This window comes from Azospirillum endophyticum, assembly GCF_016595245.1.
Classification (GTDB): domain Bacteria; phylum Pseudomonadota; class Alphaproteobacteria; order Azospirillales; family Azospirillaceae; genus Azospirillum; species Azospirillum endophyticum.
This window is the reverse complement of the sequence record NZ_JAENHM010000051.1, coordinates 111929-125183: the sequence shown is the minus strand read 5'-3', so window position 1 is coordinate 125183 and position 13255 is coordinate 111929. Positions and strand designations below refer to the sequence as shown.

Sequence of the window (13255 nt, the reverse complement as noted above, 5' to 3'; positions counted from 1 at the left end):
GCAACATCACCAGCCCCGAATCTTGTCCATCAGTCCGGCCCCCGCAGCCGGTAGCCGACCCCGGTCTCGGTCAGGATGTGGTGGGGGCGTTCCGGATCGGGTTCGATCTTCTGCCGCAGCTGGCGGATGTAGATCCGCAGATACTGGATGTCGGTTTCACCGCCCCACACCTCCTTGAGGATCAGGCGGTGGGTCAGCACCTTGCCGGCATGTGCCACCAGAAGCCGGAGCAGGTCGTATTCGCGCGGCGACAGCTTCACCTCCTCGCCGCGCACGGTGACGATGCGGCGGACCAGATCGACCGTCAGGTCGCCGCTGCGGAACAGCGGCCGTTCCCCCTGCTGCTGCAGCTTGTGGCGCATGGCCGTGCGGATGCGGGCCAGCAGTTCCTCGACCCCGAAGGGCTTGGTCACGTAATCGTCGGCTCCGAGGTCGAGCGCCTCGACCTTGCCGGCCTCGTCCACCCGGCTGGACAGCACGATGATCGGCAGGGAGACACCGCTGCCGCGCAGGCGCCGGATCACCTCCAGCCCGTCGATGCCCGGGAGCCCGAGATCGAGCACCAGCAGATCGGGAGACCGCCGGCGCACCTCCTCCAGCGCCTTGGTCCCGTCCTCGGCCTCGACGATGTCGTATCCCTGGGCGGTCAGGCTGGTGCGCAGGAAACGCCGGATCGGCGGCTCGTCATCGACGACGAGAACGCGCAACGGGTTCGAGTCCGATTTCATGCTGCGGCTTCCTCCTCGTATCCGGACAGGTCGGCGGCCTTGGGAAGGGTCAGGGTGAAGACGGCGCCGCTGCGGTCCCGGCGGTTGCCGGCGGTCACGGTCCCGCCCATCGCCTCGACGAAGCCCCGGCAGATCGCCAGCCCCAGCCCGGTGCCGGCGCGCTGCCGGTCCTGGGCGTGGACGCGGTAGAACTTGTCGAAGATCCGCTCGACATCCTCCGGCGGAAGGCCGCCACCCTCGTCCAGAACCTCGATGCGGACGAAGCCGCCGTCCTGCCGGCCCCGCACGGTGATCAGCGAACCGGCCGGCGCGTATTTTCCGGCATTGTCCAGCAGGTTGAACAGCGCCTGCTCGATCAGCACCGCATCGATGTCCACCATCGGCAGGCCGGCGGCGAGATCGACCTCCACCCGATGGCCGGCGAGGATGCGCGACATCCGCTCCAGCGCGCTGCCGACCACCTCGGACAGGTCGACCGCCCCGGTGCGCGGCCGGATGGCCCCGGATTCCAGCCGCGTCATGTCGAGCAAATTGGCGATGAAGCGGTTGAGGCGTTCCGCCTCCTCCTGGATCGTCGCCGCCAGATCCCGCCGGTCGGCCTCGTCCATCATCGGCCCGTAGCTGACGAGGCTGGTCGCCGAGCCGAGGATGGAGGCCAGCGGCGTGCGCAGGTCGTGCGAGATGGAGGTGAGCAGGGCCGAGCGCAGGCGCTCGGTCTCGGCCGCCAGCTTGGTGCGGTCGACATCCTCGGCCAGCGTCACCCGCTCGACCGCCAGCGCCGCCTGATCGATCAGGGCGTCGAGAAGCCTGCGTTGATCCGGTGTCAGGAAGCCGCCCGCCCGTCCCTTCCCACCGCCGGTGTCGATGCCGACCACGCCGACGACGCCCCGCCCGGTGCGCATCGGCAGGAACAGCCACTTGGCGCCGGGCAGCGTGTCGGCTCCTTTGCCGGTCGGCCGGTTGTTCTCCCACGCCCAGACAGCCGCGGCCAGATCGGCATCCTCGATGACATCCTCCGGCGGATAGCCGGCCCGGACCGCCAGGCCACCCTCCCCGGGGCTGCCCTCGGGCAGCAGCAGCACGACATGGACCTTCAGCATGGCGGCGATCTGATAGGCGGTGGCCCACAGCAGGTCGTCCATGGTGACCACGCCGGCCAGCTTGCGGCTGAACCGGTAGAGGTCCTCCGTCGTCCTGGCGCGCAGCCGCGCCGTCACCGCCTGGGCGCGGACACGGGCGGTCAGGTTGCTGGCGATCACCGAAACGACGGCGAAGACCAGCAAGGCGACGATGTTCTCGGGATCGGAAATGGTGAAGGTGTAGAGCGGCGGCAGGAAGAAATAGTTGAAGGCCAGGACGCTGATGACGCTGGCATAGAGCGACGGCGCCAGCCCGCCGGTGACGGCGCTCGCCAGCACGGCGGTCAGGAAGACCAGCGCCATGTTGTTGAGGGCCAGCACCCGGTGCAGCACATGGCCGACACCGAGCGCCGCCGCGACATAGCCGGTGCTGGCGGCATAGGGCCACCAGGCGAAGGCCCGCTGCCCGGCCGCTTCGGTCCTGACCGTCCTGGCGGGAACCGGCGCGTCGGCACCGGCGGCGATCACATGCACGCTGATGTCGCCGGCCCGGCGGATCAGGCTGTGCGCCACCGAGACCTGCAGCAGTTCGGACCAGCGCGAACGCCCGGACTTGGCGATGACGATGTGCGTGACGTTGTTGGCCAGCGCATGCTCGACCACGGTGTCGGCGACATCGCTGCCGGGGACCGTGACCGCCTCGCCGCCCAGCCGTTCGACCAAGCGCAACGTGTCGGCGATGCGGTCGCGCTCGGCCTCGCTCAAGCGCAGCGCCCGGCTCGTCTCGACATGGATGGCGCCCCAGCGGGCGCGCAGCCGCTCGGCCTGGCGCCGGGCATAGCGGACCAGGGCGACGCCGCCGGCATCCTCGTTGACGCAGACCAGCAGGCGTTCGCCGGCCGCCCAGGGTCCTGGGATCGCGTGCGCCTGCATGTGGGTCAGAAGCTGCTCGTCGACGCGGTCGGCCGTGCGCCGCAGTGCCAGTTCGCGCAGCGCGGTCAGGTTGCCGGGCGAGAAATAATGGCGGATCGCCCGCTCGGCCGTGCGCGGGACATAGACCTTCCCCTGTTGCAGGCGCTGGATCAGGTCGTCGGGCGCGATGTCGACGACCTCGATGTCGTCGGCCCGGTCGAGGATCGAATCCGGCACCGTCTCGCGGACCCGGACGCGGGTGATCTTGGCGACGACGTCGTTCAGGCTCTCGACATGCTGGATGTTCAGGGTGCTGTAGACGTCGATGCCGGCCGCCAGCAGCTCCTCGACGTCGAGATAGCGCTTGGGATGGCGGCCGCCGGGGGCGTTGGTGTGGGCCAGCTCGTCGACCAGCACGATCTTCGGCCGGCGGGCGAGGATGGCGTCCACGTCCATCTCGCTCAGGACATGGCCCTTGTGTTCGATCCTGCGGCGCGGAACGATTTCCAGCCCGGCGACCAGCGCCTCCGTCTCGCGCCGGCCATGGGTTTCCACCACCCCGACGACGATGTCGGCGCCGTCGCGCCGCTTGGCATGGGCGGTCTGTAGCATCTCGAAGGTCTTGCCGACGCCGGGGGCGGCACCGAGGAAGATCTTGAGCCGCCCCTGCGCCTCCTTCGCCGCCTGGCGCAGCAGCGCGTCGGGGGAGGGCCGTCCGGTACGGTCGCCATGGCCGCGGTCAACATGTTCATCGCTCATGGCATCGTCCCATTGCGGCCTCGGCGCCCGTTCGTCCCGTCGGCACCTTTAACTGATAGCCGATTCAGTGTTCGGCCGAAATGTAACCGTGGCCGACACGGCGGTCGCATAGCCTATGTCGCCCTCTCCCGGGGCGGGCTACGGCATGCACAGATCTCGCTTCTGCGAACGAGATGCAACTTTCTCTAGCGAATAGCCCTTCTCCCCTCGCGGGAGAAGGGTTGGGATGAGGGGCCGGCCGGCCGGAGGTCGGTGGAAATCAAACTTGCGCCCCCTCACCCCAACCCCTCTCCCGCGAGTGGAGAGGGGCTGCACGCAATGTTAAGATGCTTTTCCTGCCGCAAGCGCGAGATCTGTGCATGCCGTAGCCCGGGGCGGGAGAGGCCATTTATCGCCGCCCCGTTGACAGTCCGCTACCGGATTCCCGCGGCCTTCCCGGCCGCCCCATCCAGGGCGAGGTTGAGCGCCAGCACGTTGACGGTCGGCTCGCCGAGGAAGCCCAGCCGGCGCGGCGCGGTGGTGTCGGCGACCAGCTTGCGCACGGCGTCTTCCGGCAGGCCGCGGGCCTTGGCGACGCGCGGTACCTGGAAGTCGGCGGCGGCCGGCGACAGGTCGGGGTCGAGGCCGCTGCCCGAGGTGGTCACCAGCTCCACCGGGACCGGCACGCCGGGATTCTCCGCCTTCAGCTTTTCGGCGTCGGCCTGGACCCGGTCGACCAGCGCCTTGCTCGTCGGGCCGAGGTTGGACCCCATCGAGTTCGCCGCGTTGTAGGGGGCGGGTAGGGTCTTGGTGGGATCGGCCGGGTCGGCGCCGGTGGTCGCCGACGGGCGCGGGTGAAAATAGCGCTCGCCGGTGAAATCCTGCCCGATCAGCGCGGAGCCGACGATAGCCCCGTTCCGCTCGATCAGGCTGCCGTTGGCCTGACGGGGGAACAGGATTTGCGCGGCGCCGGTGACGGCCAGCGGGTAGGCGAGCCCGGTGATCGCCGTCAGCGCGACGGTCATCACCAGGGCGGGACGCAGGTCCTTCAGCATAGGGAAGCTCCTCAAACCAGGCCGGCGGCGGTGACGATCAGGTCGATCGCCTTGATGCCGGCGAAGGGCACCACGAGGCCGCCGAGGCCGTAGATCAGCAGGTTGCGGCGGAGCAGCGAGGCGGCCCCCACCGCGCGGTAGCGCACGCCGCGCAGCGCCAGCGGGATCAGCGCCACGATGATCAGCGCGTTGAAGATGATCGCCGAGAGGATGGCGCTCTCCGGGCTGTGCAGCCCCATCACGTTCAGCGCCTGGAGCTGCGGATAGAAAGCGAGGAACATCGCCGGGATGATGGCGAAATACTTCGCCACGTCGTTGGCGATCGAGAAGGTGGTCAGCGCGCCTCGGGTCATCAGCAGCTGCTTGCCGATCTCGACGATCTCGATCAGCTTGGTCGGGTCGCTGTCGAGGTCGACCATGTTGCCGGCCTCGCGCGCCGCCACCGTGCCGGTGTTCATCGCCACCCCGACATCGGCCTGGGCCAAGGCCGGCGCGTCGTTGGTGCCGTCGCCGCACATGGCGACCAGCTTGCCCTTCGCCTGCTCGTCGCGGATCAGCTGCAGCTTGGCCTCCGGCGTCGCCTGGGCGAGGAAATCGTCCACCCCGGCCTCGGCGGCGATGGCGGCAGCGGTCATCGGGTTGTCGCCGGTGATCATCACCGTGCGGATGCCCATCTGGCGCAGGGCGGCGAAGCGCTCGCGGATGCCGCCCTTGACGATGTCCTTCAGATGGATGACGCCGAGCAGCCGGCCGTCGCGCGCCACCGCCAGCGGCGTGCCGCCAGCCTTGGCCACCCGTTCGGATATCGCGAGGATCTCGCGCTCCGCCGGGGCGGCGGCCGGATGCAGGGCCGCGACAGAACGGCCGCCGGCCACCGCGACGCGCTGCGATCCGCCGACATGGGCCAGCACCGCATCCACCGCGCCCTTGCGGATCACCGTGCCGCCGGTGTCGATGCCGCTGATGCGGGTCTGGGCGGTGAAGGGGACGAAGTGGGCCTGCATCTCCTCCATTTTGCGGGCGCGGATGCCGTATTCCTCCTTGGCGAGCACGACGATGGAGCGGCCTTCCGGCGTCTCGTCGGCCAGCGAGGCGAGCTGGGCGGCGTCGGCCAGTTCCTCCTCGCCGACGCCGGCGACCGGCAGGAACTCGGCGGCCTGGCGGTTGCCCAGCGTGATGGTGCCGGTCTTGTCGAGCAGCAGCGTGTCGACGTCGCCCGCCGCCTCCACCGCCCGGCCGGACATGGCAAGCACGTTGAAGCGGACCAGACGGTCCATGCCGGCGATGCCGATGGCCGACAAGAGCGCGCCGATGGTGGTCGGGATCAGCGTGACGAACAGCGCCACCAGCACCAGCACGCCGACCGAGCCGCCGGCATAGGCGGCGAAGCTGGGAATCGTCGCCACCGCGATGACGAAGACGATGGTCAGCCCGGCCAGCAGGATGTTCAGCGCGATCTCGTTGGGGGTCTTCTGGCGCTGGGCGCCTTCCACCAGCGCAATCATGCGGTCGAGGAAGGTCGAGCCGGACGCGGCGGTGATCCGCACCGTGATCCGGTCGGACAGCACCTGGGTCCCGCCGGTGACCGCCGAGCGGTCGCCGCCGCTCTCGCGGATGACGGGGGCGGATTCACCGGTGATGGCGGCCTCGTTGACCGAGGCGACGCCCTCCACCACCTCGCCGTCGGACGGGATGATGTCGCCGGCCTCGACCAGCACGAGGTCGCCGGGCTTGAGGGCGGTGGCGGGCACCATGCGGATTGTGCCGTTCTCCAGCTTCCTGGCGCTGGTCTCGGTGCGGGTCTTGCGCAGGCTGGCGGCCTGGGCCTTGCCGCGCCCCTCCGCCACCGCCTCGGCGAAGTTGGCGAAGATCAGCGTGAACCACAGCCAGACGACGATCTGGACGGCGAAGCCGGAAACCCCGGCTCCGGTGACGGCATCGCGCAGGACCAGCAGGGTGGTGAGCGCCGCCACCACCTCGACGCAGAACATCACCGGGTTGCGGATCATCTGGCGCGGGGAGAGCTTGGCGATCGAGCCGCCGATGGCCGGCACCAGGATGGCGGGGTCCAGCAGGGTGCTGGCTGAAGACCGGCCCAACCGTTTGCTTTTGGCATGCATGGGAGCGTTCCCGATCAGAAGAGGGTGCCGGCGGTCATCGCCAGATGCTCGACCACCGGGCCGAGGGCGAGAGCCGGGAAGAAGGTGAGGCCGCCGACGATCAGGATGACGCCGACCAGCAGCCCGACGAACAGCCCGTCATGGGTGGGGAAGGTGCCGGCCGAGACCGGGGCACGGGCCTTGGCCGCCAGCGAGCCGGCGATCGCCATCATCGGCACGATGACCAGGAAGCGGCCGACCAGCATGGCGACGGCCAGCGTGACGTTGTACCAGGGCGTGTTGCCGGTCAGCCCGCCGAAGGCGCTGCCGTTGTTGGCGGCACCCGAGACATAGGCGTAGAGCGCCTCGGAGAAGCCGTGCGGCCCGGCATTGGCCATCGACGCGGTGCCGGTGTCGAGCACCACCGCGACGGCGGTGAAGCCCAGCATCATCAGCGGCAGGCAGAGGATGGCGAGCATGGTCATCTTGACCTCCTTCGCCTCCAGCTTCTTGCCGAGATATTCCGGGGTGCGGCCGACCATCAGCCCGGCGACGAACAGCGCGACGATGGCGAACAGCAGCATGCCGTAGAGTCCGGCGCCGACGCCGCCGACGATGATCTCGCCCAGCATCATGTTGATCATCGGTACCATGCCGCCCAGCGGCATGAAGCTGTCATGCATGGCGTTCACCGCGCCGCAGGAGGCGGCGGTGGTGACGGTGGCGAACAGCGCGGTCGCGGCGATGCCGAATCGGGTCTCCTTGCCCTCCATGTTGCCGGCAGCCCCGTCGATGCCGAAGGATGCGAAGGCCGGGTTCGCCTGGGCCTCGGCCCAATAGGCGACGCAGACGCCGGCAACGAAGAGCAGGCCCATGGCGGCGAGGATCGCCCAGCCCTGGCGCTCGTCACCGACCATCCGGCCGAACAGGTTGGTCAGCCCGGCGCCCAGCGCGAAGATCGACAGCATCTGGACGAGATTGGTCAGCGCGTTGGGGTTCTCGAAGGGATGGGCGGAATTGGCGTTGAAGAAGCCGCCGCCGTTGGTGCCCAGCATCTTGATCGCCTCCTGCGAGGCGACGGGGCCGAGGGAGAGGGTCTGCTTCGCCCCCTCCAGAGTGGTGGCGTCGACGGCGCCTGCCAGCGTCTGCGGCACGCCCTGCCAGACCAGGAACAGCGCATAGACGAGGCACAGCGGCAGCAGGACGTAGAGGGTGCAGCGGGTCAGGTCGACCCAGAAATTGCCGACCGTGCGGGCCGACGCGCGGGCGAAGCCACGGACCAGCGCCACCGCCAGCGCGACGCCGGTGGCGGCCGAGACGTAGTTGTGGAAGGTCAGCCCGGCCATCTGGACCAGATTGCCCATGGTGGTCTCGCCGCCGTAATTCTGCCAGTTGGTGTTGGTGGTGAAGCTGGCCGCGGTGTTGAAGGCGAGGTCGGCCGGCACCGCCGCCATGCCCAGCGGGTTCAGCGGCAGCACGTCCTGCAGGCGCTGCAGGGCATAGAGCAGCAGCATGCCGGCGGCGCTGAACAGCAGCATCGACACGGCATAGGTCACCCAATGCTGCTCGGCGCGCTCGTCGACGCCGGCCAGCCGGTAGAGCCCGCGTTCGACGGGGCCGAGGATGGGGGAGAGCAGGGTGCGCTCGCCGGTGAAGACGCGCGTCATGAAGCCGCCCAGCGGCCGCGTCACCGCGACGACCAGGGCGAGGAAGACCAGGATCTGGATCCAGCCGTTGACGGTCATGGGATGGGACTCCTCAGAACCGTTCGGGGCGGATCAGGGCATAGACCAGATAGGCCAGCAGCCCGGCGGTCACCAGGCCGGCCAGGGCATAGTCGAGGGTCATGGCGCCGTCCCCCTCACAGCCGGTCGCAGGCATGGACATAGGCGACCGCCGCTGCGAAGAAGCCGACGGTGAGCGCCAGGAACAGGATGTCGAGCATGGTTCGGGTCTCCGGGATTGCGCTCCCCCTGGCCCCGATCATCGCGCCGCTTCGGTGCCGGCGGGATAACATGGGTCAAGCGGAACAGGGCCGGAGCCTCCCCTCGCCATGGCGGCGGCGGGAGGTCCGGCCCTGCGAAGATGAGCCGGAGCCGCGTATAAATTCGATGGGGGGCGGCGGTGCCGGAAAATATACGGCCCCTATATGCCACCGCCCGGCTCGGCGCGCGGCTTGGCCGCCACGCCGCCGGCATCGGGGTCAGCCCCCGAGCCAAAGGCCCAGCATCTGCAACGCCAGAGCGATCAGCAGGAAGACCGCGACGGTCAGGCCCGCTTCGCCGAGGACCTCGCGCGGGGAGGGCGCGGAGGATATCGGACCGGAAGCGGCCTCTCCCGGCCTGTCCGGATGGCCGAACTTCCTTCGTGCCGAAGACCGGACATTCCCGACGGTCGATGCGCGAGCCGGTTTCGCATGCATGGCAGCCTCGCAATCCAGTGCCCGGACCCGATGCCGGGACTGCCGTCAGAAGACGGCCGACGCACATAGGAATGCGATGGGGGACGTGCGGCCCGGAAATATAGGGTTTGCATATGCCGCCAAGGGGCGGCCGGGCCCGGACGTTCCGCCGATGTCCCTACCTTTCGCAGAGAATTCATGCGAAATTGCGGGCTTGCTGAAACGACCTTCGCCAGAGAGAATCGTCGTCCATGGATCAGCGATCCAGACCTTCCACGCCGTTCGCCACGCTCGCGAAGGCGCTCACGCAGATATCGCGGGCCCGGAGCACGGACGAGGTCGTCGCGACCATTCGCGCGAGCGCACGTTCCCTGATCGGGTGTCAGGGCATCGCCATCGTGCTGAAGGACGGCGGCCTCTGCCATTACGTGGAGGAGGACGCGATCGGCCCGCTCTGGAAGGGGCAGAAATTTCCCGCCTCCGCCTGCATCAGCGGATGGTCGATGATCAACCGGAAAACCGCCGTCATTCCCGACATCGCCCTGGACGACCGCATTCCCCACGACCTCTACCGCGCCACCTTCGTGCGCGCGCTGGCGATGGCGCCGGTGCGTGTCGACGATCCGGTCGCGGCGATCGGGGCCTACTGGTCGCAGCCCTACAGCCCGGAAGGCTGGGAGGTCGAAACGCTCGAGGCGCTGGCGGAAGCCGCCGCGACGGCCCTGGAAAACGCCCGGGTGATCGCAGCGCTGAAGACCGCCCAAGCCTATCCTCGGACAGCGGGACACGAAACCACCGCCGAGGACATCGCCGGGACCGTCGGGAAAATCGCCGGCATCGCCGCCGTGCCGACCATCCTCGACGTCGTGCTGCGCATGACCGGCATGGGCTTCGCGGCGGTCGCCCGCGTGACGGAGACGCGCTGGGTCGCCTGCCAAGTGCTCGATCCGCTGGGTTTCGGCCTCAAGCCCGGCGACGAATTGCCGGTCGAGAGCACCCTCTGCACCGAGGTGCGGAGCGATCGCCGGACCATCGTCTTCGAGGACGCCGCCGCGGATCCCCGGTATCGCGACCACCATACCCCCCGGATCTACGGGCTGCGGAGCTACATCTCCGAACCGATCATCCTGGCGGACGGCGAGTTCTGGGGAACGCTCTGCGCCATCGATCCCAATCCCACCAAGATCGACGACCCGGAAGTGCTGGGCGCCTTCAGGCTGTTCGCCGAGCTCATCGCCCACCATCTCGATGCCGATGCCCGCTTCAGAGCGGCGACCGCGTCGCTCGAACGGGAGCGTGAGCTGGCGGAGCTGCGCGAACGGTTCATCGCGATGGTCGGGCACGACCTGCGCAACCCCGTCGCGGCACTGGACGCCGGGACGACCCGCCTGCTGCAGGACGGCTGGACCGGGCAAAGCCCGCTGGTGCTCGAGCTGATGAAGGCCAGCCTCTTGCGAATGACCGGGCTCGTCGAAAACGTGATGGATCTGGCGCGGGCGCGGATGGGCGGCGGGATCGCGCTGGCGATGACGGACGGCGATCTGGCGGCGATGCTCCGGCATGTCGTCGCCGAAATGCGGATCGCCCATCCGGACCGCGAGATCTCCGCGGTCTTCGGCCTGCCCGCCACCGTCGTCGCCGACCATCTCCGGCTCGCCCAACTGGCATCCAACCTGCTGTCGAACGCCGTCACCCACGGCGCCGAAAGCACACCGGTGCGGATCGACGGAACCGTTGTCGAAGGTGAACTGGCCATTTGCGTGACCAACGCCGGCCACCCCATCCCGCCCGACGGGGTCGACGCGCTCTTCCTGCCGTTCAAGCGGGGGGAAGGAACCGCCGGGAGCCAGGGACTGGGGCTGGGGCTCTACATCGCCTCCCAGATTGCCCAGGCCCATGGCGGCAGGATCGACGTGCGCTCCGACGCCGACGAGACAAGCTTCACCTTCAGGATGCCGCTGAAGGCGTGACGGCGGCGGGATAGGCGGGAGGCTCCGGATTTCGGCAGACCTCCCGCACATGCGCTTTGTTGGAGTGGAGCCCGCCTTCGAGTTTGTGAAGAAATCGGGTATTCGCTGAGAGAGGCCTCAAGTTTAAAGCGCTTTGCGTCCATCGCATCGCGTGCTTACCTCGGCCGTCATTCCCGCGAAGGCGGGAATCCAGCCTTTACAAGCACTTGTGTTGGAAATCCTGGTTCCCCGCCTCCGCGGGGATGACGAGTGGGAGATGTGCACGCCTGCCAGATCAGGGCTTTCTCATATAAGTTCGATTTCTTCATAGGCTCCTTTGCGGAAGTGACGGTCGACAGGGCACGCTCTCGGCTGCAATGACGGCAAGCCTGCCGAGGCCAGCGCATAGACGCGAAACTGGGAATTCGGCCGCTTCAAGCCCCTGGACCGTAACCTCGTTTCCTTGCGGCAGCCGGGCTCAAGGCCGCAAAGCAGACAACCCATGCCACAAAAATATCACAAAAGACCTGAAGGCGGATACCAGCGAGAAAATTTTGGCCGACACGAGAAACAGCGCGCTTTTTAAAATAAAAATCCCCAATAGACGAGAGAAGAACGCAGCATCGCCGAACAACTCGTATCGCCGCCCTGCGCGCCTGCGTCGACTTCCGACGGAATAAACCGACGGACCGCACCGTTCCTTTTCCGTTGCCAGCTTGGCTGGAAGGTGCCCCGACATCCGAGGCACGCCCGGCCACCCACCTGAGGACGGCTTCGAATGACGAGTGCCACCGCCACCATCCTCCTTGTCGATGCCAGCCGATTGCATCGCCACATTCTTCGGCTTCTGCTCCAGGGAACGCCGCTCTCCGTCATCGGTGAATGCGGCAATCCTGCGGAGGTGGGGAACCGGATCGCAGAGGCCGGGCTGGTCCCGGACATCATCCTCATGGACATCTCGGCGGTTGCCGACGACGATCTCATCCGGTTCGTCACCATGCCCCCGACCACACCGGCCAGCCATCCGGTCGTTCTCGACGCCGTCCTCTGCCCCCGTCGCCTTGCAACGGCCTTCAATGCCGGGGTGCGTGGATATCTGGTGAAGGAGATTTCTCCCGCAGCCCTGGTGCAATCGCTGGAACTCGTCCTGACCGGCGAGCGGGTCTTCCCGACGGAGTTGGCCCATCTGCTGGTGAAGCGCACGCAAGCAGGATCAGCCGCCGCCGCGGCGTCTCCCGAAGGACTGGGCGACGACGACACGGTGATCTTGGGCCATCTCATGAATGGGCATTCCAATAAGGAGATCGCCAAAAGCCTCCGGACGAGCGAATCCCACGTCAAGGTCATTCTCAAACGTGTCCTGCGGAAGATCAATGTAACCAATCGCACGCAGGCAGCGATCTGGGCCAAGCGCAATGGAGTCTTATCGGAACAATATTCGCATGCGGACGAGATCGCCGATGGCATGGGCCTGGCTCGATCCTCATAGGAAATACACGATCTTTCTCTGCTTTTCCCTCCACACGGAATGTCCGGAGAGATTGCGGCACGAGCTTGACAACCTCATTGACAGGTTTGTTTTTTATGGACTGCATTTAGAAAACACCTGAAGCAGCCACATAGGCATGGATTCGCACGCGGCGCCCCCCTGCGCCGGTGATGCACCGATGCAACATCCCGATTTTTCCGCAGGGCGCACCGGAACGAACCGGTCCGAGTCCCTTCATCGCCTGTTGTGCTCCCCAAGCGGCGGTGGCGGCGATCTTCAAACCCTGTGGAAACGAGTGTCATGGACCGGCAGCCTCACATCCTCGTCGTCGACGATGAAGACCTTGTGGCGTTTGCCCTGTCCCTTGCGCTGCAGGACGAAGGTTTCCGGGTCACGGTGTGCCATGACGGCCGGGAAGCGTTGATCGCGGAGTGCGAGGATCGCTCCGATCTTCTTCTGACCGATCTTCGCATGCCCGGCATGGGCGGCCTGGAGCTGATCCGGGAGGTCCGTCAACGTCGCCCCCATGCCCGGATCATCGTCATGAGCGGATACAGCGAGGGCTACCCGCCGGAAGAGGGCGGGCGCCTGACGGTGCTACGCAAACCGTTTCCGATGCACACCCTGGTGACGACGGTCAAGGGCATGCTGGATGGGTGAGCGGCTGTGATGCAACCGAGGACTCGCTGAGAGAAGCCCCAAGTTCGAACCACGTCGCGTTGGATCGCATCGTGCGCTTCTCTCGACCGTCATTCCCGCGAAGGCGGGAATCCAGTCTTCACAAGCACTTGTGTTGGAAATCCTG

At 67.5% G+C, this 13255-nt stretch carries 10 protein-coding genes; 3 read left to right on the top strand and 7 right to left on the bottom strand.

Going from position 1 to position 13255, the window contains the following annotated elements:
* Window positions 1–29: 29 nt before the first annotated feature.
* From JHL17_RS17330 to JHL17_RS37655, 7 genes are all read right to left on the bottom strand, one after another.
* The gene (locus tag JHL17_RS17330; protein ID WP_200194869.1) at window positions 30–728 is read right to left on the bottom strand and encodes a response regulator; all 699 of its coding nucleotides are present in this window, start codon (window positions 726–728) and stop codon (window positions 30–32) included.
* Window positions 725–3478 (bottom strand): sensor histidine kinase, encoded by a 2754-nt coding sequence (locus tag JHL17_RS17325; RefSeq protein ID WP_200194868.1) that lies wholly within the window; start codon window positions 3476–3478, stop codon window positions 725–727. Before JHL17_RS17325 ends, JHL17_RS17330 begins: the two co-directional genes overlap by 4 nt.
* A 413-nt stretch (window positions 3479–3891) precedes the next feature.
* A complete protein-coding gene (locus tag JHL17_RS17320) occupies window positions 3892–4512 on the bottom strand; it encodes a K(+)-transporting ATPase subunit C (protein ID WP_200194867.1) in 621 nt (206 codons plus the stop codon).
* A gap of 11 nt (window positions 4513–4523) precedes the next feature.
* A complete protein-coding gene (kdpB, locus tag JHL17_RS17315) occupies window positions 4524–6632 on the bottom strand; it encodes a potassium-transporting ATPase subunit KdpB (protein ID WP_200194866.1) in 2109 nt (702 codons plus the stop codon).
* A 14-nt stretch (window positions 6633–6646) separates the two neighbouring features.
* Window positions 6647–8356, bottom strand: a complete 1710-nt coding sequence (kdpA, locus tag JHL17_RS17310; RefSeq protein WP_200194865.1) for a potassium-transporting ATPase subunit KdpA — start codon at window positions 8354–8356, stop codon at window positions 6647–6649.
* Between the two features lie 13 nt (window positions 8357–8369).
* The gene (locus JHL17_RS17305; protein WP_042698952.1) at window positions 8370–8459 is read right to left on the bottom strand and encodes a K(+)-transporting ATPase subunit F; all 90 of its coding nucleotides are present in this window, start codon (window positions 8457–8459) and stop codon (window positions 8370–8372) included.
* Between the two features lie 13 nt (window positions 8460–8472).
* A complete protein-coding gene (locus tag JHL17_RS37655) occupies window positions 8473–8598 on the bottom strand; it encodes a hypothetical protein (protein WP_282189324.1) in 126 nt (41 codons plus the stop codon).
* A 665-nt stretch (window positions 8599–9263) separates the two neighbouring features.
* Between JHL17_RS37655 and JHL17_RS17300 the strand changes: the two genes are divergently transcribed.
* The 3 genes from JHL17_RS17300 (at window position 9264) to JHL17_RS17290 (ending at window position 13110) form a co-directional block, all read left to right on the top strand.
* Window positions 9264–10982: a sensor histidine kinase gene (locus tag JHL17_RS17300; RefSeq protein ID WP_200194864.1), complete on the top strand. Its 1719-nt coding sequence runs from the start codon at window positions 9264–9266 to the stop codon at window positions 10980–10982.
* 757 nt (window positions 10983–11739) lie between these two features.
* Window positions 11740–12450 carry a LuxR C-terminal-related transcriptional regulator gene (locus JHL17_RS17295; protein WP_200194862.1) on the top strand — a complete coding sequence of 237 codons (711 nt, stop codon included), beginning with the start codon at window positions 11740–11742 and terminating at the stop codon, window positions 12448–12450.
* 300 nt (window positions 12451–12750) lie between these two features.
* On the top strand, window positions 12751–13110 hold the full coding sequence (locus tag JHL17_RS17290; protein WP_200194861.1) for a response regulator: 360 nt from the start codon (window positions 12751–12753) through the stop codon (window positions 13108–13110).
* Window positions 13111–13255: the final 145 nt, after the last annotated feature.

Coding starts and splice junctions, on each gene's coding strand:
- JHL17_RS17330 (WP_200194869.1), bottom strand. CDS start 728: ATGAAATCGGACTCGAACCCGTTGCGCGTTCTCGTCGTCGATGACGAG.
- JHL17_RS17325 (WP_200194868.1), bottom strand. CDS start 3,478: ATGAGCGATGAACATGTTGACCGCGGCCATGGCGACCGTACCGGACGG.
- JHL17_RS17320 (WP_200194867.1), bottom strand. CDS start 4,512: ATGCTGAAGGACCTGCGTCCCGCCCTGGTGATGACCGTCGCGCTGACG.
- kdpB (WP_200194866.1), bottom strand. CDS start 6,632: ATGCATGCCAAAAGCAAACGGTTGGGCCGGTCTTCAGCCAGCACCCTG.
- kdpA (WP_200194865.1), bottom strand. CDS start 8,356: ATGACCGTCAACGGCTGGATCCAGATCCTGGTCTTCCTCGCCCTGGTC.
- JHL17_RS17305 (WP_042698952.1), bottom strand. CDS start 8,459: ATGACCCTCGACTATGCCCTGGCCGGCCTGGTGACCGCCGGGCTGCTG.
- JHL17_RS37655 (WP_282189324.1), bottom strand. CDS start 8,598: ATGATCGGGGCCAGGGGGAGCGCAATCCCGGAGACCCGAACCATGCTC.
- JHL17_RS17300 (WP_200194864.1), top strand. CDS start 9,264: ATGGATCAGCGATCCAGACCTTCCACGCCGTTCGCCACGCTCGCGAAG.
- JHL17_RS17295 (WP_200194862.1), top strand. CDS start 11,740: ATGACGAGTGCCACCGCCACCATCCTCCTTGTCGATGCCAGCCGATTG.
- JHL17_RS17290 (WP_200194861.1), top strand. CDS start 12,751: ATGGACCGGCAGCCTCACATCCTCGTCGTCGACGATGAAGACCTTGTG.